The sequence below is a fragment of the Massilia sp. BAP21 genome (assembly GCF_057801335.1).
On sequence record NZ_CM173596.1, the window covers coordinates 3,754,158 to 3,775,312 of the forward strand.

Here is a 21,155-nt window from a genome sequence, read left to right on the forward strand (position 1 = left end):
GTGGGCACTCCGTGCCCACGCGGACGTGTGCGTCGTGTTGGCGTTTAAACGCGGCGATGACGTCCGTGGATGTTGTCCGGCGTTCGCGGAGCATCCCGGGTAGCGCCGGCGGCCGGCAGCTCGTCGGGTGCAAACCTGACCAACACCGCGCAGGTTTCCGCGTGGGCACGGAGTGCCCACCGTACGTTCACTTCCCCGGCCGCAAAGCCGCCACTGGCACCTCGATGTATTCGCCCGGCATCAACGGATGCGTCGCCAGCGAAAACGGCCCGATGCTGCTGCGCACCAGCCGCAGCGTCGGCAAGCCCACCGCCGCCGTCATCCGCCGCACCTGCCGGTTCTTGCCTTCCTCCAGCGTGATCGCGATCCACCCCGTAGGCTTGTCCGCGCGCGCCCGGATCGGCGGATTGCGTGGCCACAGCCATTCCGGCTCGGCAATGCGCACCGCGCGGCAGGGTTTCGTGACGAAATCGCCCAGGTCGAGCGGCGCCTGCAGCCGTGCCAGCGCATCGGCATCGGGTACGCCATCCACCTGCACCAGGTAGGTCTTGGCTTCCTTGTGGTCCGGATGGGCGATCTTGTGCTGCAGCTTGCCGTCGTCGGTGAGCAGCATCAGGCCTTCGCTGTCGGCGTCCAGGCGGCCGGCAGGGTAGATGTTGGGAATGTCGAGGTAGTCGGCCAGCGACTGCCGGCCTTCCTGCGGGCTGAACTGGCACAGGACCTGGAAGGGTTTATTGAAGAGAATCAGGGACATGGAAAGGCTGAAAAGGGTTCGGACTGCCGAGCGTGGCGCGCCGCACAAGACTGGTGCATAATGCAAGACGCCATCTCTTATAGAGGACCAAGCTGGCATTGTAATGTAATCGAAGACCATGCCTGCAGCGCCAGAAGCAGCGAGCTGTCACCCTGCCACGCGACCATTTCGGAGAACACGATGTACCAACATATCCACGTACCCGCCGACGCCCAGAAAATCACCGTCAACGCCGATTTTTCGCTGACTGTACCAGACAACCCGGTCATCCCCTACATCGAGGGCGACGGCACCGGCGCCGACATCACCCCGGTGATGCGCAAGGTGGTCGACGCGGCGGTGGCAAAGGCGTATGGCGGTGCGCGTCAGATCAGCTGGATGGAAATCTTTGCCGGCGAAAAGGCGACGAGCGTGTACGGTCCGGACGTCTGGCTGCCCGAGGAAACGCTGGCGGTGCTGAAGGAGTACGTGGTCTCGATCAAGGGCCCGCTGACCACGCCGGTCGGCGGCGGCATCCGTTCGCTGAACGTGGCCCTGCGCCAGGAACTCGATTTGTATGTCTGCCTGCGCCCGGTGCGGTATTTCGCCGGCGTGCCGTCGCCGCTGAAGCAGCCGGAAAAGACCGACATGGTGATCTTCCGCGAAAACTCGGAAGACATTTACGCCGGCATCGAATGGGCGGCAGGGTCGGAAGGCGTGCAGAAACTGATCGCCTTCCTGACGAACGAGATGGGCGTGAAAAAGATCCGCTTCCCGGAAACCTCGGGCCTGGGCATCAAGCCGGTCTCGCGCGAAGGCACCGAGCGCCTGGTGCGCAAGGCGATCCAGTACGCGATCGACAACGACAAGCCTTCGGTGACGATCGTCCACAAGGGCAACATCATGAAGTACACCGAAGGTGGCTTCCGCGATTGGGCCTATGCGCTGGCGCAAAAGGAGTTCGGCGCCGAATTGATCGATGGCGGCCCATGGTGCAAGTTCAAGAATCCGAAGACCGGACGCGACATCATGATCAAGGATTCGATCGCCGACGCCTTCCTGCAGCAGATCCTGCTGCGCCCGGCCGAATACAGCGTGATCGCCACCCTGAATTTGAACGGCGACTATATCTCGGATGCGCTGGCGGCCCAGGTCGGCGGCATCGGCATTGCGCCGGGCGCGAATATGTCGGATTCGGTGGCGATGTTCGAAGCCACCCACGGCACCGCACCGAAATACGCGGGCAAGGATTATGTGAATCCGGGGTCCCTGATCCTGTCGGCCGAAATGATGCTGCGCCATATGGGCTGGGTCGAAGCGGCCGGCCTGATCATCGCGGCTATGGAAAAAGCCATTCAGTCGAAACGCGTGACCTACGATTTCGCGCGCCTGATGGAAAATGCGACCCAGGTATCGTGTTCCGGATTCGGCGACGTCATGATCGAGCAGATGCAGTAAGCATGAGCAGGTCGCCCCTGTTACTATTAACAGGATAGCGATTCCCGGTATCGTCGAAATGCGGATGCGGAGAATGCCATGGATCAGGTTCCGAATTACGAGAAAATCGGCCGCTTCATTTATGGCATGGCGCGTGCCGGACTCGGCGAGGCAGAGTTGAGCGCCATGGCCGCAGACGGCGCGCATCCCGAGCGCGCCGCCCGCGCCGCCCGCCTGCTGCGGCACTACGCCCGACTGCGCAGCGGCGTGAACCTGGATGTGCTGGCGCAGGAATGCGCCGCCGCCCTGGAAGAGGGCCAGCGCCTGGCGCGCGGCGAAGGCGCGTTATAAACAGGCGAAAAAAAACCCCGCCGGAGCGGGGTTCTTCGCAGTGGCTTTCCGCCAGGGCCGATTACATGCCCTGGATGTTGGAAGCTTGCTTGCCTTTAGGGCCTTGCGTGACTTCGAATTGGACTTTCTGACCTTCTTTGAGGGTCTTAAAACCGTTCATGTTGATCGCGGAGAAGTGTGCAAACAGATCCTCGCCGCCGTCATCTGGAGTGATGAAGCCAAAGCCTTTGGAATCATTGAACCACTTAACAGTACCAGTTGCCATAAAAGAACTTTCAAATAAAAACAAATCACACGAGCCATAAAAGCAAGAAGCTTCTTGCCCCCTCCTCAGCCTGCTCACTTCTTATCAACAAGTACATAAGTACATGTCAATGTTTGCATTGTTGATGCACTAAAGTTGTAAGTCAAGCCCTTTAAAGCAACTGTTGCTAAATTCTTCACACGACCTGCATCGTCCCCTCTTGATTTCTGCAATCGGAACGCCATCTGCGCTTTCAACGGAAAACAAGTAAGATGAAGGCAAGTCGAAGTGATCTGATCGCTGCGTCTGATCTTTACGCTTGGCATCATCCTTGAAAGCATTAGAATACGCCCATGGCAACGAAGCACGATACCGAACAGCTGCTGGAGCGGCAGACGATTAAACCACCGCCCCTGTATCAGGTGGCGTTGCTGAATGACGACTACACGCCGATGGAATTCGTGGTGGCCATCATTCAGGAGTACTTCAACAAGGATCGCGAGACGGCGACGCAGATCATGCTTTCCGTGCACCGCCATGGTAAAGGCGTGTGTGGCGTGTTTTCCAAAGATATAGCGTGTACCAAAGTGGAGTTTGTCTTAACGCATGCGCGCAAGGCGGGTCACCCCCTGCAGTGCGTGATGGAGGAAGTATGATTGCGCAGGAACTTGAAGTATCCCTACACATGGCCTTTGTCGAAGCTCGACAGGCACGGCACGAGTTCATTACCGTGGAGCACCTGCTGCTTGCGCTCCTCGACAATCCCTCGGCCGCGGAAGTCCTGCGTGCATGCGCGGTCAACATCGATGACCTGCGCAAGACCCTGACCAATTTCATCGGTGACAACACCCCGACCGTGCCCGGCACGGGCGAGGTCGACACCCAGCCGACGCTCGGCTTCCAGCGTGTGATCCAGCGCGCGATCATGCACGTGCAGTCGGCGTCGAACGGCAAGAAGGAAGTCACCGGCGCGAACGTGCTGGTGGCGATCTTCGGCGAGAAAGACTCGCATGCTGTTTACTACCTGCACCAGCAGGGCGTGACCCGTCTCGACGTGGTGAACTTCATTTCGCACGGCGTGCGCAAGGACCAGCAGATCGACAGCCAGAAGGCGTCGGAAGGCGTGGAAGAAGCGCAGGTCGAAGGCGCGACGAAGGAAAGCCCGCTCGACCAGTTCACCCAGAACCTGAACAAGTCGGCTGCCGACGGCAAGATCGATCCGCTGATCGGGCGCGAAGAGGAAGTGGACCGCGTCATTCAAATCCTGTGCCGCCGCCGCAAGAACAATCCGCTGCTGGTCGGCGAAGCCGGTGTCGGCAAGACCGCGATTGCGGAAGGCCTGGCATGGCGCATCGTCCAGGAAGACGTGCCTGAAATCCTGCAGAACGCCGTCGTGTTCTCGCTCGACATGGGCGCGCTGCTGGCCGGCACCAAGTACCGCGGCGATTTCGAGCAGCGCCTGAAGGCCGTCCTGAAGCAACTGAAGGACACGCCGAACGGCATCCTGTTCATCGACGAGATCCACACGATCATCGGCGCCGGCTCGGCCTCGGGCGGCACGCTCGACGCATCGAACCTGCTGAAACCGGCCCTGGCCAATGGCCAGCTCAAGTGCATCGGCGCGACCACGTTCACGGAATTCCGCGGCGTGTTTGAGAAGGACCATGCACTGAGCCGCCGTTTCCAGAAGGTGGATGTGAACGAGCCGTCGGTCGAGCAGACCGTGCAGATCCTGCGTGGCCTGAAGTCGCGCTTCGAAGAGCACCACGGCGTGAAGTACTCGTCGTCGGCGCTGTCGACGGCTGCGGAACTGGCGGCACGCTTCATCAACGACCGTCACCTGCCTGACAAGGCAATCGACGTCATCGACGAAGCGGGCGCGGCCCAGCGCATCCTGCCGAAATCGAAGCAGAAAAAAACGATCGGCAAGACCGAGATCGAGGAAATCATCGCGAAGATCGCGCGGATTCCCCCGCAGACCGTCAACCAGGACGACCGCAGCAAGCTGCAGACGATCGACCGCGATTTGCGCAACGTCGTCTTCGGCCAGGACCCGGCCATCGAAGCCCTGTCGGCGGCCATCAAGATGGCGCGTGCGGGCCTGGGCAAGCAGGACAAGCCGATCGGCTCCTTCCTGTTCTCCGGTCCGACCGGCGTCGGCAAGACCGAGGTGGCCAAGCAGCTTGCCTTTATCCTCGGCATCGAGCTGATCCGCTTCGACATGTCGGAGTACATGGAGCGTCACGCCGTGTCGCGCCTGATCGGTGCGCCGCCGGGCTATGTCGGCTTCGACCAGGGTGGCTTGCTGACCGAGGCCATCACCAAGAAGCCGCATGCGGTGCTGCTGCTGGACGAGATTGAAAAGGCCCACCCGGACATTTTCAACATCCTGCTGCAGGTGATGGACCACGGCACGCTGACCGACAACAACGGACGCAAGGCCGACTTCCGCAACGTGATCATCATCATGACCACGAACGCGGGCGCCGAGAGCCTGACCAAGCGTTCGGTCGGCTTCGTGGATGCGCGTGCGACCGGCGACGAGATGGCCGACATCAAGCGCATGTTCACGCCGGAGTTCCGGAATCGCCTGGATTCGATCATCAGCTTCCGTGCGCTCGACGAAGACATCATCCTGCGCGTTGTGGACAAGTTCCTGATGCAGCTGGAAGAGCAGCTGCACGAGAAGAAGGTGGAAGCCATCTTCACCGAGAAACTGCGCAAGTTCCTCGGCGCCAAGGGCTTCGATCCGCAGATGGGTGCGCGTCCGATGTCGCGCCTGATCCAGGACATGATCCGCAAGGCGCTGGCCGACGAACTGCTGTTCGGCCGCCTGGTCAACGGCGGGCGTGTGACGGTGGACTTGAACGAGAAGGACGACGTGGTGCTCGAGTTCCCGGAAGGGGACGCACTGCCGCCACCGGCACCGGCCGAGACAGTCGAGATCGAATGATTGGGATGAACTGAGCTCGATCGCTTCACAAAGAACCGCGCCTTGTGCGCGGTTTTTTTATGTCTGCGTAATCGAGAACTTCGCATATCTGGCTACGTTCCCCGTAGGGTGGGCACCCCGTGCCCACGCGGAACGATGCGCATGGTTGACACATCAGAGCGACGCAGATGATGCATTCCAGCTAAGCATCCAAAGGCGGCTCGGTAGCGCCAGCAATCATCGTGAAGCCGCGGAGCGAATCCCCGCCGCCGCCGACTCCAGATAAGCACGTAACCGCGTGGGCACGGAGTGCCCACCCTACGTTCGCGTCCGCAACTTCGGATGACCGCAACTCGACACACACCGTCAGGTTTTTTTGCATGTATGCACGCCACCTCATGCATTCCATATGGCAAACTCATTTTCTTTTGCCAACTTGCCACCACTCGCATGAACCTGTCCCGCACCATTCTCGCGCTGTCCCTGGCGCTCGTCGGCAGCCAGGCCGCCGCCGCCGATCCGTATTTCCGTTTCCCTGCCGTGCGCGGCGACACGGTGGTCTTCACCGCAGAGGGCGACCTCTGGCGCACCACCACGAATGGCGGCAAGGCCACGCGCCTGACCACCCACCCGTCCGCCGAAACCCATGCCGCCATCTCGCACGACGGCAAGTTCGTCGCCTTTGCAGCATCGTATGAAGGCGCGCAGGAAGCCTACGTGATGCCGATCGAGGGCGGCCTGCCCAAGCGCATCACCTTCGAAAACGGCGGCGTCACCGTCCTTGGCTGGACCAGGCAAGGCGAGGTCCTGGTCAGCACCGAGAACTCGGTTGGCCCGTCGAAGCACCGCGTGGTCGCCGCACTCGACCCGGTGAAACTCGCGCGGCGCGTGCTGCCGCTGGCCGACGCCAACGACGCCACCCTGAGCGACGACGGCAAGACCGTCTGGTTCACGCGCATGGGCCTGGCCATGACCAACGATAACGTCAAGTCCTACCGCGGCGGCGCCACCGCCCAGCTGTGGCGCTACGAACTCGGATCGAAAGGCGAAGCCCAGCAACTGTTCAAGGGCGACCCGGCCAACAACCGCCGCGCCATGCTCTGGCAGAACCGCCTGTACTTCATCAGCGATGCCGGCGGCGCCGACAACCTGTGGTCCGCCAACCCGGACGGCTCCGACCGGCGCCAGCTCACGCATCACCGGGAATGGGACGTGCGCAGCGCCTCGCTCGGCGACGGCCGCATCGCCTACCAGCTGGGCGCGGATTTGCACGTGTACGACATCGCCAGCGGCCAGGACAACCGCGTGAACGCCAGCCTGCTGTCGGACTTCGACCAGCAGCGCATGCGCCGCGTGAAGTCGCCGCTGGAGGCGCTGACCAGCATCGAACCGGCCAGCAAGGCCGAGCGCATCGTGATCACCGCGCGCGGGCGCGTGACGATTGCCGGCACCGGCAAGCACCGCCGCGTGGAGATCGCCGTGCCGGACGGCGCCCGCGCCCGCAGCGCCGTCTTCAGTCACGACGACAAATGGGTGTATGCGATTGCCGACACCAGCGGCGAAAACGAAATCTGGCGCTACGCCGCCGACGGTTCCGGCAGCGGCGAACGCCTGACGACGGACGGCGCCTCGCACCGCGCCGCCCTGTATCCTTCGCCGGACGGCAAATGGCTGGCCCACACCGACAAGAAGGGCCGCACCTGGCTGCTCGACCTCGACAAGAAGACCAACGTCATCATCGACGACGCCGGGCAGGCCGGCATCGACCGCCCGGACCAGGTGGTGTGGTCGCCGGACAGCCGCAACCTGGCGTTTGTGCGCGCCGGATCGAGCGAGCAGCGCAACCAGATCGGCATGTTCAACCTGGCCGGCAAACAGATGGCATTCGTGACGACCGACCGCTACGAATCGAATTCGCCGGTGTTCTCGCCGGACGGCAAATGGCTGTACTTCCTCTCGGCGCGTAACTTCAACCTCGGTAACGCCTCGCCCTGGGGCGACCGCAACATGGGGCCGGTGTTCGACAAGCGCGTCGGCGTGTATGCGCTGGCGCTGCAGCCGGGCAGCCGCTTCCCGTTCAAGCCCGAAGACGAGCTGACCAAGCCGGAAGAAAAATCGCCGGAAGCCGCCGCGCGCGAAGCGATCAAGTCGCCGGACGACCGCGATGCCGACAAGAGTGCAGCGGTTGCAGCAGCGGTGGCCGCCACGGCCAAGACTGCAGCCGCCGAGAAGCCGAAGGCGCCGACCCCGGCCATCGTGTATGCCGGCTTGCGCGAACGCCTGTACGAAGTGCCGGTCGAGGCGGGCAACTACAGCGCGCTGGCCGTCGACGACAAGCGCCTGTACCTGCTCGATGCGGAAGAAGGCGGGAAGGGCACGTTGAAGACGCTGGAAATCGCGCGCAGCACGCCGAAGCTGGAAACCTTTGTCGCCAACGTGCGCGAGTTCGGCCTGACCACGGACCGCAAGCACGTCTTCTACCGCACCTTCGCCAAGGGCACGCCGGGCGACATGCTGATCGTCGACACCGGCGCCAAGGCCCCGGCCGACCTGACCAAGGCGAAGATCAAGGTCGACGACTGGGCGGTGAGCTCGAACCCGCGCATGGAGTGGGTGCAGATGTTCAACGATGCCTGGCGCATGCACCGCGACTTCCTGTACGACGCCAACATGCGCGGTATCGACTGGAACGCCGTACGCAAGCGCTATGCGCCGCTGGTCGAGCGCGTGACCGACCGCGCGGAACTCGACGACGTGCTCGGCATGATGGTCGGCGAAGTCGGTGCGCTGCACTCGCAGATCCGTCCGGGCGACGTGCGCCGCGCCGCCGCCGAAGGCACGCCATCGAGCCTGGGCGCGGTGCTGACCCGCACCAATGAGGGCTACCGCGTCGACCGCGTCTACCGCAGCGAGCCGGAACTGCCGTCCGAAGCCGGGCCGCTCTCGATGCCGGACGTCGACGTGAAGGAAGGCGACATCATCCTGGCCGTGAACGGCAAGTCCCTGGCGGACGCACGCGACATCGCCGATCTGCTGCTGGACCAGGCCGACAAGCAGGTGCTGCTGCAGGTGAAGAGCCCGGGCGGCAAGCCGCGCCAGGTCATCGTGACGCCGGTATCGATGACGAAGCACGCCAGCCTGCGCTACGCCGACTGGGAACAGGGCAGGGCCCAACAGGCCGATACCGCCTCGAAAGGCAAGATCGGCTACCTGCACCTGCGTGCGATGGTGGCGCGCGACATCAACGCCTTTGCGCGCGACTTCTACGCCAACATCAACAAGGAAGGCCTGATCATCGACGTACGCCGCAACAACGGCGGCAACATCGACAGCTGGATCATCGAGAAGCTGCTGCGCCGCTCCTGGGCTTTCTGGGCCTCGAACGGCAAGCAGCCGCAGTCGAACATGCAGAACACCTTCCGCGGCCACCTGGTGGTGCTGGTCGATGAGCTGACGTATTCCGACGGCGAGACCTTTGCCGCCGGCGTCAAGGCGCTGAAGCTCGGGCCGCTGGTCGGCAAGCGCACCGCCGGCGCCGGCGTGTGGCTGAGCGACGGCAACGGCCTGCTTGATAACGGCATGGCGCGCGTGGCCGAGTTCGGGCAGTTCTCGACCGATGGCGAATGGCTGATCGAAGGCGTGGGCGTGGCGCCGGACGTCGAGGTCGACAATTTGCCGCACGAGACCTTCGAAGGACGCGACCGCCAGCTGGAAGTGGCGATCGAGCTGCTGCAGAAGAAGATGCAGGAGCAGCCGGTCAAGCCGTGGAAGCCGGCGGCGATTCCGGCGTTGAAGCGGCAGTGATGTGGTCAGCGGCGTCCCGGTGGCGCCGCAGGTTTGCATAGCGTGATCCGCGTGGGCAGTGGGGCTGGCTAAATGCCAGCACCACGAATGCCCACCCTACAAATTCGGGTTGGTAGGGTGGGCACTTGTGCCCACGCTGTCTCATCGCTAGCGCATCGGCGAAACCACAATTACACCAACGTTCACATCCTTGTCACATTAAGTTTCTACACTGCAAGTATTCCTTCACTCCACCCCACCGTGATGCGACTTGCACGACTCCACACCGGCACCAAGCTCCTCGCTTCCTTCGCCATCGTTTCCCTGCTCATCGTCGTGATTGCCCTAGTGGCACTGTGGCGCATGCAGGCCGCCGACGCTCTCACCGCCGACCTGGTCGACGACAAGCTCGCCAAGCAGCAACTGGTTTCCGACCTGCTCGGCCTGGAACGCCTGAACGGCTCGCGCACGGTGGCGATTGCGCGCAGCGACAGCCTGGAACTGGCCGACTACTTCCAGGCCCAGTTGGCCGAGGGCCGCAAGCTGCGCGCCGCCGTCACGGCCAGGCTGGACAAGCTGCCCGCCAGCGACCGCGAGCGCGCCCTGAAAGCCGCCGCCGCCCAGCACGACAAGACGCTGGCCAGCGCCCAGGCCGACCTGTTCCGCGCCAAGGACCTCGGCCAGACCAACGTGGTCGAAGAGATCATCGCCTCGCGCTGGGAGCCGGCCTTCAAGGCCCAGACCGCCGCGCTCGACGCCCTGCTGGCCCACGAGGCGAACGAAGCGCACCGCCTGGCCGATGCATCGGCCGCCAGCACCGCCTTCAGCAAGGCCCTGCTGCTGGCGCTCGGCGCCGCGGCGCTGGCCATCGGCGCGCTGCTGGCCTGGCTCCTGACGCGCAACATTGTCGGCCCGCTGCAGCAGGCGGTTAGCCTGGCGGAACAGGTGGCGCGCGGCGACCTGCGCCCGACCATCGAGCACACCCGCAGCGACGAGATCGGCCGCCTGTTCGACGCCCTGAACGGCATGACCGGCGGCGTCTCGCAGACCGTGGCCCAGGTGCTGCGCGGCGCATACGCCATCGATTCCGCGTCCAACGAGATCGCCGACGGCAACCTCGACCTGTCGCAGCGCACCGAACGCCAGGCCGCCTCCCTGCGCCGGACCGTCAGCGCGATGGACGCGCTGACCGGCGCCATCGCCGACAACAACGCCAGTTCGCAGCGCGCCAACAGCCTGGCCCAGACCGCGTCGAACGTGGCCGGCGAAGGCGCGCAGGCCGTCGAGCAGCTGGTGGCGCGCATGGAGGCGATCAAGGCGTCGGCCGCGCGCATCGTCGACATCACGGGAATGATCGACAGCATCGCCTTCCAGACGAATATCCTGGCCCTGAACGCGGCGGTCGAAGCGGCGCGCGCCGGCGAGCAGGGGCGCGGCTTTGCGGTGGTCGCATCCGAAGTGCGCCACCTGGCCCAGCGCTCGGCCCAGGCGGCGAAAGAGATCAAGACCCTGATCGGCGCATCGAACGCCGAAATCGCATCCGGCACCGGCATCGCCAGCGCGGCCGGCGCCACCATGCGCGCCGTGCTCGCCCACGTGCGCGAGGTGGCCGCGATCCTGGCCGCCATCGACAGCGCCAGCGCCAGCCAGGCCGGCGGCGTGGCCCAGGTCGGACGCGCGATCGCGGAGATGGATGCCTCGACCCGGCAGAATGCCGCAATGGTCGAGGAAGCGGCGGCCGCCGCCGAAGCGATGCGCGAGCAGGCGGCGGAACTGGCGCACCTGGTCGGCACCTTCAAACTGCGTGGCGCCGAAATGGAAGAAGCCGCTGCAGTGCTGGAAGCACCGCAGCGGCTGGCATTGGCTGCCTGAGGGGGCAGCGGGCCGCAGCCCGCCGTGCGCTCAGACTGCGTCGAGCGCGCGCTGCAAGTCCATGCGCTGGTCTTCCAGGTGCTCGATGCCCACCGACAGGCGGATCAGGCTGTCCCCGATCCCCAGTTCCGCGCGCTGCGCCGGCGGGATGGTCGCATGCGTCATCAACGCCGGATGCTCGATCAGGCTCTCGACGCCGCCCAGGCTCTCGGCCAGCGTGAACACCTTGCAGGTTTCGAGGAAGCGGCGCGAACCGGCCAGGTCGGTATCGAGCTCGATCGAGATGATGCCGCCGAAAGCATCCATCTGGCGCCGCGCCAGCGCATGCTGCGGGTGCGACTCCAGCCCCGGGTAGTGCACCTTGCGTACCTTGGGTTCGCGCTCGAGCCACTGCGCCAGGTTCAGGGCATTCGCGCTGCTGCGCTCCACGCGCAGGGCCAGGGTCTTGATCCCGCGTAGCACCAGGAAACTGTCGAACGGCCCCTGGATCGCGCCCACCGCGTTCTGGATGAAACCCAGCCCTTCGCGCAGCCCGGCATGGTGGGCGGCATTGCCGACCACCGCCACGCCGCCGATCACGTCCGAGTGCCCGTTCATGTACTTGGTGGTCGAGTGCACCACGATGTCGATGCCCAGTTCCAAAGGGCGCTGGTTGATCGGGCTGGCGAAGGTGTTGTCGCACACGCTGACGATGCCGCGCTCGCGGCACAGGGTGGCGATCGCCCGCAGATCGGCCAGCTTCAGCATCGGGTTGGTCGGCGTTTCGACCCAGACCATCTTTGTCTCGGGCGTGAGCGCGGCGGCCAGCGCTTGCGGGTCGGCCAGGTTCACGTAGCTGAAGGTATGGCCCGCGCTTTTACGGCGCACGCGCTCGAACAGGCGGTAGGTGCCGCCGTACATGTCGTCGCCGGCCACGATGTGCGAGCCGGCCGGCAGCAGTTCCAGCACCGCGGAAATCGCCGCCAGGCCCGAGGCGAAGGCAAAGGCGGCGCTGCCGCTTTCGATGTCGGCCACGCAGCGCTCCAGCGCCCAGCGCGTGGGGTTGTGCGAGCGGCCGTAGTCCAGGCCCTTGTGCACGCCCGGGCTCTCCTGCACGAACGTCGAGGTGGCGAAGATCGGCGGCATGACGGCGCCGGTACTTGGGTCGGGCGCCTGGCCGCCGTGGATGACGCGGGTGGCGAGGTGCTGTTTGTTATCGGTGTCGGTGGTGTCGGTCACAGTCAAGCTCACGATAAGGTCCTGCGCAGGTGGTTGAGAAGGTCGAAGCGGGTGATCAGGCCGTAGAACTGGTCGCCGTCCGCGATCACCGCGGTCAGGCCGCGGTCGAGGATGCTGCGCAACTGGGCCATGCTGCTCGACGGTTTCAGGGTTTGCAGATGCGCCGTCATGGTCTGCGCGACCGGCGACTTGAAGTGCCCCGGCTCGTCGATTACGTGCAGCAGCAAGTCGGATTCGTCGATGATGCCGGCCAGGCGGCCGTTCTCGATCACGGGCAGCTGGGCCAGGTCGCTGCTGCGCATGCGGTTGAAGGCGGTGAGCAGGGTGTCGGTCGGCGCCACGGTGACGACTTCGCCGGCGTCGAAGCGGCGTCCGATCAAATCGCGCAGGTCGCCCAGCTTGGGCCGCTGCAGCAGGCCCTGGTCGACCATCCAGCCGTCGCTGTAGACCTTGGTCAGATAGCGGGTGCCGGTGTCGCACACAAAAGTGACGACGCGCTTCGGCGTGGTCTGCTCGCGGCAGTAGCGCAGGGCGGCGGCGAGCAGGGTGCCGGTCGACGACCCGGCCAGGATGCCTTCGCGCTGCAGCAGGGTGCGTGCGGTGTTGAAACTTTCCTCGTCGCTGATCGAGTAGGCGCTCTTCACCCGCGACAAATCGGCGATGCCGGGAATGAAGTCTTCGCCGATGCCCTCGACCGCCCAGGAGCCGGCGTCCTTCGACAGGTGGCCGGTCTGTACGTATTCGGTGAGGATCGAGCCCTGCGGGTCGGCCAGCACGAATTCCAGGTTCGGCTGGGCGGTTTTGAAGAAGTTGGACAGGCCGGTGAGCGTGCCGGAGGATCCGACGCCGACCACGATGGCATCGAGATGGTGGTCGGTCTGCTGCCAGATTTCCGGGCCGGTCGTGGTTTCGTGGGCGCGCGGGTTGGCGAGGTTGTTGAACTGGTCGGCGAACCAGGCGCCGGGAATGGATTGCGCCAGGCGCGCCGCCACGTCCTGGTAGTACTCGGGATGACCCTTGCCGACGTCCGAGCGGGTCAGGTGGATTTCGGCGCCCAGGGCTTTGAGGTGCAGCACCTTTTCGGCCGCCATCTTGTCGGGCACGACCAGCACCACGCGGTAGCCCTTGATGCGCGCCACCAGGGCCAGGCCCAGGCCTGTATTCCCGGCAGTGGCCTCGACCACGGTGCCGCCGGGTTGCAGGCGGCCGTCGAGCTCGGCCGCTTCGATCATGGCCACGCCGATGCGGTCCTTGATCGAGCCGCCGGGATTTTGCGATTCCAGTTTCAGGAACAGCTGGCAGGGGCCAGTGTCCATGCGTGTGACTTGCACCAGCGGGGTATTGCCGATCAGCGAGAAAATCGCTGCTTGCGTGGGGTGTTCCAGATCGCGTTGCATGTTGCCTCCGAAGGAGCGCCTTGTGGACGCCGTGAACGCAGGAAAGAGGGCGCAGATGGGCGCCGGTCGTGAAGAACAAGACATCTTACGGCGATCCGTGCGCGCGGGTTTGAACTGGCGCGAACGGTGTACGAATGGCGCCGCGAGACATCGAAGGGCGTTACCTTAACATGTATAGTCATGTTTTTTTAATAAGATAATCGCATATCGGTATGCGGTTCATGCGCTCAGCTTCTGAAGGCATGGTTGCGGCCGGGGCGCCATGTGACCGCTCAATCGCGCTACCCGGCTGGCATATGATTTTGTCAATTGTTATTGCCGCCGGGTGCTATACTGCCCCATCTTTCTTCCCTGGATAATCGGACACCATGAGCTTCAAGCGCCTCCTTTCCCTGACCGCAGCCGCCGCGCTGCTCGTACTGTCCGCCTGCGGTGGCCACGGCGTCGAGCTGGGCGACTTCACGGTGCCGAACAAGGTGGAAGGCGATGCGCCTTTCGAGCTGACGCCCCCCAGCTCGAAGAGTCCCGGCGCATTCACTTTTACCAGCAGTAATCCGCAAGTGGCCAGCATCGCCGGCAGGACCGTGACCGTGCACCTTGCCGGCACTACCACCATCACCGCATCGCAGCCCGAGGTCGGCAGCTACAATCCCACCTCCACCAGCACCGTGCTCACCGTAACGGAACGCGTCTGCGAAGCGCCGTCGGTGCGCCAGAACGGGCAGTGCGTGGCGCCGGCCACCACCGCCGGCTTCGTCACGCGCGGCGAGATCGTCTGGATGCCGGCCTCTTTCGTGCTGGACTGGGCCAAGGCCGATGCCTTCTGCAAGAACACGACGATCCAGGGCAAGACCGGCTGGAAACTGCCGACGCAAGCCGACCTGGCCGCGCTGATCGAATCCGGGCAATTGACGGGGCAGGACTGGGCAGCGGGCAACGCCTGGACGGCGGATGCCGGCACCGGTACGAGTACCCACGTGGCGCTGAATCTGGCAACCGGCACGGCGAACGCTTCCGGCAGCGAGGCCAAGGCCTACGTAACCTGCATGCGCTGAGCCTGCCGATGGATGGCCGGGCGCGCTTCCACGCGCGCCAGGACGCCTACGCTTGAACAGCCGTGCCCTGGTCCGCGCTAGGCGAACAGGGCGATCATCGCATCGTCCCAGGCGTGGCCTGCGGACGACCATGCACCATCGGGTGCAACCGGCGGAAAGCCGGTCCGGCACCGCCCCTGGCGCGCGCTGAAGTCGAAGACAGCGTGCGGATAGTCATTGATGAGCAGGACCGTCTTCAGGCTGTCTTGCGACCAGCCGATCCTCGCCATCGAAGGACGGGCGCGGTCCGTCACGTTGCGGGCGTTATAGATGTGCATTTTGGTGGCGCTGCAGACGTGCCGAACTCGCTAGCATGCACACTGTACATGATTGTTTCTGGTTACTTGTAAAGTTCCGCGGGCGAGGGCGAGCGACACGGTGCCGCCGCCAGGACAGTCGATACGAGGTTGAAACGATGCGCTTGTCGCAAGGTATCCGCACCGTCGCGGCGATCGAGGCCGCCAAGGGCTTGGTTGTGCTGCTGACCGGTTTCGGTTTGTTCGCATTGGTGCACCGGAATGTGCAGCAGCTGGCGGAGGCGCTGGTCGCGCACGCGCACCTGAATCCCGCTTCGCACACGCCGCGCGTGTTCCTGGAATATGCCGGCAAGCTCGACGACGCACACCTGATGCAACTGGCGGCGGCGGCGCTGGCTTATTCCGCCGTGCGCATGATCGAGGCCTATGGGCTGTGGTACGAGCGTACCTGGGGCGAAGGCTTTGCCGCGGCAAGCGGCGCGGTCTACCTGCCTTTCGAATTCCGGGAACTGTTCCACCAGCCCAGCATCCTTGGCGCCTGTCTCGTGACCGTGAACCTGGGCGTGGTCGGCTTCATGATCTACAGCTTGCGCCAGCGGCGCGCGCTCAGGGCGTGAACGTGCCAGTCCTGAGAATGTCGAGCCGGCGCTGCTCCGGGGGCTTCGCAGGGCGCAGGTCGTGGCCATGCTTGCCCCCCGGGAGCGATGGCGCCGGGACTCTCGGAACGTTGCCGGCAACGGTGCGTTCAAGAGGTCTGATGGTCAGGGACGCAGGCTTCTGGAGGTTGATATAAGGAAAAATGTCGATCAATGGATACGGCGCTCCCGTATCGGCAACCTGTGCATTGAATATCTCTGCCTGCTGCAATGCGCCAGCCGGTAGGCTGAACCGGACGCCATGGCGCAGTGCGATATCGAGCGGCAGCCTGGGATTGTAGTAGATCGATTGCCCTTCTTCGCGCAGAAAACCGCTGGTTGCAAATGACGGTGCATAGGTCACCTGCGTTCCTGTCCTGAGCGGCTTGAGCAGCACGAATATCTCGCCACCGTAGTAGTGTTGCTCGATGAGTAGCGGACGGGACAACGTAACGCTCCCAGTGACATTGCCGCCACGTCGATCCTCGAAGTAAAGCGTGTCAATCTGCGTAAAAGGAAGCAGTGCATCCGCCAGCAGGCTTGCGCTGCCGTTGCCGCCCGCGGCCGGCTGCTCGCCGGGCAAGCGAGGAAGGCGGTAGCAGGCCGATGTCGAGCAAAGCACCAGCCCGCCAAACCGGAGCGGCGGGAGTGGTGCGGCATCCTCCGACGCCGCAGCGATCCTCAGGCGCGCGTGGCTGAGCCGATGGCTGGGGTTGGAAACGCTGAAGTCCGGAAGCGGGGCCGGATTGAAAGGATGATGCTGTGCATGCAGCTCGCTGGCGAATAAGGCCATCCCGATCAGTCCGAGCATCGCTCTCATGGCAGTCTTCTCGCTTCTCAGTGCAGCGGGCGCTCGCCGGCAGGGACCGCTTGCACATCCAGGCGCGCAGCCGCCAGCGCCCGCAGTACGCGTTGACCGCGGCGGGCAATCCAGGCCAGGCGCAGGCCGGCGTAGCCCAACAGCCCCAGCAGTGCTGCAAGCGCGGCGGCAGGCCCGGCAAACAACAGCACGCCGCCCAGCAGGAAGGGCGCCAGCCAGGCAAGCGCGCCGATCTCGTCCAGCATGGCAAGCCAGGTCATGTCCTTGAGCCTGCTTGTTCCGGATTGCAAGTCAAGCCAGCCGAGGAGGGTAGACCAGTCGCCCGGCCTGGCAAATGCAATCAGGTAGGCGGCGCCCGCTTGCGGAATCAAACCGCGGCGCAGGTGCACGGCGTACTGTGTCTGTCCGTGACTCCTGAAACTGAAGTTGCCCGGCCCCGGTTGGGCATCGAAGACTTCGTCGAAGTGGATGCGCTTGATGTGCATTGACTCTCCGTGAATGCGTATTATTGGCTGGCAGGCGGGGCGATCCTGTATCGTTCGGCGAGAAGCCTGTCCGCGAGTGCCAGGATATCGCTACCCATCGCCAGTTTCGCCATCCACGCTTCCGGAATATCCCGGAAGCCGTAACAGGCGCCCGCCAATTGTCCGCAAATGGCCGCCGTCGTATCCGCATCGTCGCCCAGGTTCGCCGCCTTCAATACCGCATCCTTGAAAGACGCCGTGTGCCAGAAGCACCAGAGCGCGGCCTCGAGCGACTCGACGCAATAGCCGCTTCCCTTGATTTGCCCGGCTGGTTTATCGAGGAAATCGCGGTTGGCGATCGATGCCACCCGGGCGCTCAAGGGTTCCGGATAAGCGACGGACAGGATGGCTTCCTTCGAGCCGCCGTGCAAGGCCGCGCACAATTGCAGGCCGAACAGGCGCGAGCATTCGATCGCCTCTTGCGCGCCATGCGTCGTTCGCGTGCTGTCGCCGGCATAGCGAAACACGGCCGTTTCGTCGTCGGCGTAATACATCGGCACTGGCGCCAGCCGCATCAGGCCGCCGTTGCCGGCAGACGCCGCATCGGTCGAGCCTGCGAATGGGTCCTGGTTGTCGAGATACCTGCGCAGGGCTTGCGCAGTCGTGTTGCCGATATCAAAGCATTCGCCGGTGCTGCTCATGTAGCCCCAGTTATACCAGTTGCAGTAGCGGTTCATCTGGTCGAACGGGTCGAATCCCTGGCGGTACAACAGGCTGTGCGCAAGGCACAGCGCCATCGAGGTATCGTCGGTCCACGCTCCCGGTTTCAGGTCGAACGGACCGCCGCCGACCATGTCGGTCAGAACCGGGAAGGTTCCGCGCGCCTGGAACTCGGCAGTCGTACCGATCGCATCGCCGCAGGCGAGTCCGGCGAGCGCTCCACGGTAGCGGTCTTGCATGGCAATCATTGCTGCTCCTGATGGATAGTCTTGTTTGCAGCAGTAGGCAAGCCGGCTCCCGCAACTGGAGGATGGGACAAGGTGATGCCGCAATCAACCCGGCGGACAGCGCTACGGGGCAATGCTGCGTCAGCGGCCCGCCAGGCGGCCGGCACGACAACGAGCGCATGCTGCTCAGTCTAAAAGAATACTTGCTTTCCAGGCAAGTGGCTTGTTGAGCACCTGCTCACGTACCGTTTTTCAGTCGCCGCCACAAGGTGGTCCGGCTGATGCCCAGATGCCGGGCGGCTGCGTCGCGCGCGCCGCCGAAGCGTGCCACGATGTCGGCCGCTGTTTCAGTCGACGCAGCCTCCGCAGCCGGCAGGGGCGGCGCGGTAACTGGCGCTTCAGGGAAGGCCGGGAGTGCGGGCTGCCCCAGCTCCGGCGCCACCGCCAGCAGGAAGCCCGGCGTCAGCGCCTGCAAGGGCTCCGCCGCCAGGAACAGGGCCAGGCGCTCCATCAGGTTGCGCAGCTCGCGCACATTCCCCGGCCAGCCATAGCGCTCCAGCAGCGGCGCGCAGGCCGTCAGTTCCGCATGCAGGTTCGGATGCGGCCGCGCACCCAGCGCCGCCAGCGACTGCTTCAGCGACCATTCCGCCAGCGGCGCGATGTCCGGCAGGCGCGCCCGCAGCGGCGGCAGCGCCAGGCGCAGCACCGCCAGGCGATAGAACAAATCGGCCCGGAAGCGCCCCTCGCGCACGCGCGCTTCCAGGTCGCAGTGGGTGGCGCTGATCACGCGTACCTCGATCGGCACCGGCCGCGTGCCGCCCACGCGCATCACTTCGCGCTCTTCCAGTACGCGCAGCAGGCGCGTTTGCAGGGCCAGCGGCATTTCGCCGATCTCGTCGAGGAACAGCGTGCCGCGATTGGCCGCCTCGAACAATCCCGCATGGCCGCCACGGCGCGCGCCGGTGAACGCGCCTTCCTCGTGCCCGAACAGTTCCGATTCCAGCAGCGACTCGGCAATCGCGCCGCAATTCACCGCCACGAAGGGCCGGTTCGCGCCCAGGTTGCGCGGCCCTTCGCGGTGGATGGCCTGGGCCACGAGTTCCTTGCCGCTGCCGGTCTCGCCCTGGATCAGGACCGTCGCCGGCGAGCGCGCATACAGCACCACCGATTGGCGCAGTCTTTCCATGGCTTCGGATTCGCCGCGCAGGTCGTTCAGGCCGCGCCGTGCGCGCCGCGGCTCGTTCGCCGGCCCACGCCGGATGCGGTTCGCTTCCAGCTGGGTCAGGCGGGCGAGCTCCAGCGCATCGTCGAAAGCCTGGCGGATCGAAGCCGCCGAGTACAGGAACACACCGGTCAGTCCCGCTTCCTCGGCCAGGTCCGTAATCAGGCCGGCGCCGACCACGACTTCGATCCCGGCCGTTTTCATCTCCTTGATCGCCGCGCGTGCATCCTCGCGCGTCACATACGTGCGCTGGGCGATGGTGAGGCCGAAGGTAGTGCTGAAGTCGGCCAGTTCGGGCAAGGGCTGCTGGTAGCTGATCACGCCGATGCGACTCGACACCTTGCGCGCCCGCGCCAGTGCCTGCATCACGTCGAAGCCGCTGGCCTTGGCCACCACCACCGGCGCCGAGACGCGGCCCTTCAGGTAGGCGCCGTTCGAGCCGGCGGCAATCACCACATCGCAGCGCTCGCTCGCCATGCGTTCGCGGATATGACGCGCCGCTTCATCGAAACCGAGGTTGATCGGCTCGATCGTGGCGAGGTGGTCGTACTCGAGCGTGATGTCGCGCAGCAGGTCGGACAGGCGCGAGACCGAGACGGTCCAGATGACCGGCTTGTCGACTTCCTGGGGGAGAGGAGAGAGAGGGCGCATGTTGCAATTCTACTGCAACGATGTTGCAGGGATGTTTCACGGTGAAACATCGTTGAAACACCATGGATATTGATGCAGGAGGCTGCTCCACGCTAAACCCCTGAACTATCAGGCTTTTCGACAGCCCAAACCGTGTCGGCCGCGCTGGCACGCTCTTTGCAATTACCAGCTTATTCATTTGTCGAACCATCAGGAGACCCCATGATCCAATCGCCAGGCGCACTGTTCCGTCGCGCCGTCCAGGAAGAATCGCCGCTGCAGGTTGTCGGCGCCATCAACGCCAACCACGCCCTGCTGGCCAAGCGCGCCGGCTTCAAGGCCATCTACCTGTCGGGTGGCGGCGTCGCGGCCGGTTCGCTCGGCCTGCCTGACCTGGGCATCTCGAACCTGGACGACGTGCTGACCGACGTGCGCCGCATCACCGACGTCTGCGATTTGCCGCTGCTGGTCGACGTCGATACCGGCTTCGGTTCCTCGGCCTTCAACGTGGCGCGCACTGTGAAGTCGATGATCAAGTTCGGCGCCGCCGCCATGCACATCGAAGACCAGGTCGGCGCCAAGCGCTGCGGTCACCGTCCGGGCAAGGAGATCGTGTCCAAGCAGGAGATGGTCGACCGCATCAAGGCGGCAGTCGATGCCCGTACCGACGAGAACTTCGTGATCATGGCGCGTACCGATGCGCTGGCCGTGGAAGGCATCGACGCCGCCATCGACCGCGCCGTGGCCTGCGTCGAAGCCGGCGCCGACATGGTCTTCCCGGAAGCGATGACCGACCTGGCCATGTATTCGAAGTTCGCGAAAGCCGTCGGCGTGCCGATCCTGGCCAACATCACCGAGTTCGGCTCGACTCCACTGTTCACGGTCGACGAACTGAAGACCGCCGACGTCGGCATCGTGCTGTACCCGCTGTCCGCTTTCCGCGCCATGAACAAGGCGGCCGAAAACGTCTACACTGCGATTCGCCGCGATGGCAGCCAGCAAGCCGTGGTCGACACCATGCAGACCCGCGCCGAACTCTACGAGCGCATCAATTACCACGACTTCGAACAGAAGCTCGACGCCCTGTTCGCAGCCCAGAAAAAATAAACCGACTGAATT

18 protein-coding genes are annotated in these 21,155 nt (G+C 64.4%); 9 read left to right on the forward strand and 9 right to left on the reverse strand.

Annotation, left to right across the window (positions count from 1 at the left end; translation table 11 throughout):
• Positions 1-187: 187 nt before the first annotated feature.
• Complete coding sequence (locus ACWYRN_RS16570) at positions 188-754, reverse strand: pseudouridine synthase (RefSeq protein WP_488688681.1); 567 nt, start codon at positions 752-754, stop codon at positions 188-190.
• A 180-nt stretch (positions 755-934) separates the two neighbouring features.
• Between ACWYRN_RS16570 and icd the strand changes: the two genes are divergently transcribed.
• Positions 935-2,191 carry an NADP-dependent isocitrate dehydrogenase gene (gene icd, locus ACWYRN_RS16575; protein ID WP_488688682.1) on the forward strand — a complete coding sequence of 419 codons (1,257 nt, stop codon included), beginning with the start codon at positions 935-937 and terminating at the stop codon, positions 2,189-2,191.
• Between the two features lie 78 nt (positions 2,192-2,269).
• Positions 2,270-2,521 carry a hypothetical protein gene (locus ACWYRN_RS16580; protein WP_488688683.1) on the forward strand — a complete coding sequence of 84 codons (252 nt, stop codon included), beginning with the start codon at positions 2,270-2,272 and terminating at the stop codon, positions 2,519-2,521.
• Positions 2,522-2,582: 61 nt separating this feature from the next.
• On the opposite strand, the gene cspE is transcribed toward ACWYRN_RS16580, so the two are convergent.
• A complete protein-coding gene (gene cspE, locus ACWYRN_RS16585; RefSeq protein WP_020653506.1) occupies positions 2,583-2,786 on the reverse strand; it encodes a transcription antiterminator/RNA stability regulator CspE in 204 nt (67 codons plus the stop codon).
• A gap of 332 nt (positions 2,787-3,118) precedes the next feature.
• On the opposite strand from cspE, the gene clpS reads away from it, so the two are divergent.
• The 4 genes from clpS to ACWYRN_RS16605 all read left to right on the forward strand — a co-directional run bounded on the left by clpS (position 3,119) and on the right by ACWYRN_RS16605 (position 11,352).
• Entirely contained in the window at positions 3,119-3,421 is a 303-nt protein-coding gene (clpS, locus tag ACWYRN_RS16590; protein ID WP_229438817.1) for an ATP-dependent Clp protease adapter ClpS, read from the forward strand.
• Complete coding sequence (gene clpA / locus ACWYRN_RS16595) at positions 3,418-5,718, forward strand: ATP-dependent Clp protease ATP-binding subunit ClpA (protein ID WP_229438818.1); 2,301 nt, start codon at positions 3,418-3,420, stop codon at positions 5,716-5,718. The genes clpS and clpA overlap by 4 nt, the downstream gene beginning before the upstream one ends.
• Before the next feature lie 429 nt (positions 5,719-6,147).
• Entirely contained in the window at positions 6,148-9,501 is a 3,354-nt protein-coding gene (locus tag ACWYRN_RS16600; RefSeq protein WP_488688684.1) for a S41 family peptidase, read from the forward strand.
• Positions 9,502-9,744: 243 nt separating this feature from the next.
• Positions 9,745-11,352, forward strand: coding sequence for a methyl-accepting chemotaxis protein (locus ACWYRN_RS16605; protein WP_488688685.1), 1,608 nt, complete (start codon positions 9,745-9,747; stop codon positions 11,350-11,352).
• A gap of 30 nt (positions 11,353-11,382) precedes the next feature.
• Here ACWYRN_RS16605 and ACWYRN_RS16610 read toward each other — a convergent pair whose 3' ends face one another.
• Both ACWYRN_RS16610 and ACWYRN_RS16615 read right to left on the reverse strand, forming a co-directional pair.
• Entirely contained in the window at positions 11,383-12,576 is a 1,194-nt protein-coding gene (locus ACWYRN_RS16610; protein ID WP_488692830.1) for a trans-sulfuration enzyme family protein, read from the reverse strand.
• A gap of 2 nt (positions 12,577-12,578) precedes the next feature.
• Entirely contained in the window at positions 12,579-13,967 is a 1,389-nt protein-coding gene (locus ACWYRN_RS16615) for a pyridoxal-phosphate dependent enzyme (protein ID WP_229438821.1), read from the reverse strand.
• A gap of 368 nt (positions 13,968-14,335) precedes the next feature.
• Here ACWYRN_RS16615 and ACWYRN_RS16620 point away from each other — a divergent pair, with 368 nt between their 5' ends.
• The gene (locus ACWYRN_RS16620; RefSeq protein WP_488688686.1) at positions 14,336-15,022 is read left to right on the forward strand and encodes an Lcl C-terminal domain-containing protein; all 687 of its coding nucleotides are present in this window, start codon (positions 14,336-14,338) and stop codon (positions 15,020-15,022) included.
• A gap of 77 nt (positions 15,023-15,099) precedes the next feature.
• On the opposite strand, the gene ACWYRN_RS16625 is transcribed toward ACWYRN_RS16620, so the two are convergent.
• Positions 15,100-15,339: a DUF2251 domain-containing protein gene (locus tag ACWYRN_RS16625; protein WP_488688687.1), complete on the reverse strand. Its 240-nt coding sequence runs from the start codon at positions 15,337-15,339 to the stop codon at positions 15,100-15,102.
• 137 nt (positions 15,340-15,476) lie between these two features.
• Here ACWYRN_RS16625 and ACWYRN_RS16630 point away from each other — a divergent pair, with 137 nt between their 5' ends.
• Positions 15,477-15,935 (forward strand): DUF2127 domain-containing protein, encoded by a 459-nt coding sequence (locus ACWYRN_RS16630; protein WP_488688688.1) that lies wholly within the window; start codon positions 15,477-15,479, stop codon positions 15,933-15,935.
• Here the strand turns inward: ACWYRN_RS16630 and ACWYRN_RS16635 are convergent.
• From ACWYRN_RS16635 to prpR, 4 genes are all read right to left on the reverse strand, one after another.
• A complete protein-coding gene (locus ACWYRN_RS16635; RefSeq protein ID WP_488688689.1) occupies positions 15,925-16,773 on the reverse strand; it encodes a hypothetical protein in 849 nt (282 codons plus the stop codon). The genes ACWYRN_RS16630 and ACWYRN_RS16635 overlap by 11 nt on opposite strands.
• A 17-nt stretch (positions 16,774-16,790) precedes the next feature.
• On the reverse strand, positions 16,791-17,258 hold the full coding sequence (locus ACWYRN_RS16640) for a hypothetical protein (protein WP_488688690.1): 468 nt from the start codon (positions 17,256-17,258) through the stop codon (positions 16,791-16,793).
• Between the two features lie 20 nt (positions 17,259-17,278).
• Positions 17,279-18,205 (reverse strand): ADP-ribosylglycohydrolase family protein, encoded by a 927-nt coding sequence (locus ACWYRN_RS16645; protein ID WP_488688691.1) that lies wholly within the window; start codon positions 18,203-18,205, stop codon positions 17,279-17,281.
• Between the two features lie 217 nt (positions 18,206-18,422).
• Positions 18,423-20,057, reverse strand: coding sequence for a propionate catabolism operon regulatory protein PrpR (gene prpR / locus ACWYRN_RS16650; protein WP_488688692.1), 1,635 nt, complete (start codon positions 20,055-20,057; stop codon positions 18,423-18,425).
• 201 nt (positions 20,058-20,258) lie between these two features.
• On the opposite strand from prpR, the gene prpB reads away from it, so the two are divergent.
• Complete coding sequence (prpB, locus tag ACWYRN_RS16655; RefSeq protein ID WP_488688693.1) at positions 20,259-21,143, forward strand: methylisocitrate lyase; 885 nt, start codon at positions 20,259-20,261, stop codon at positions 21,141-21,143.
• Positions 21,144-21,155: the final 12 nt, after the last annotated feature.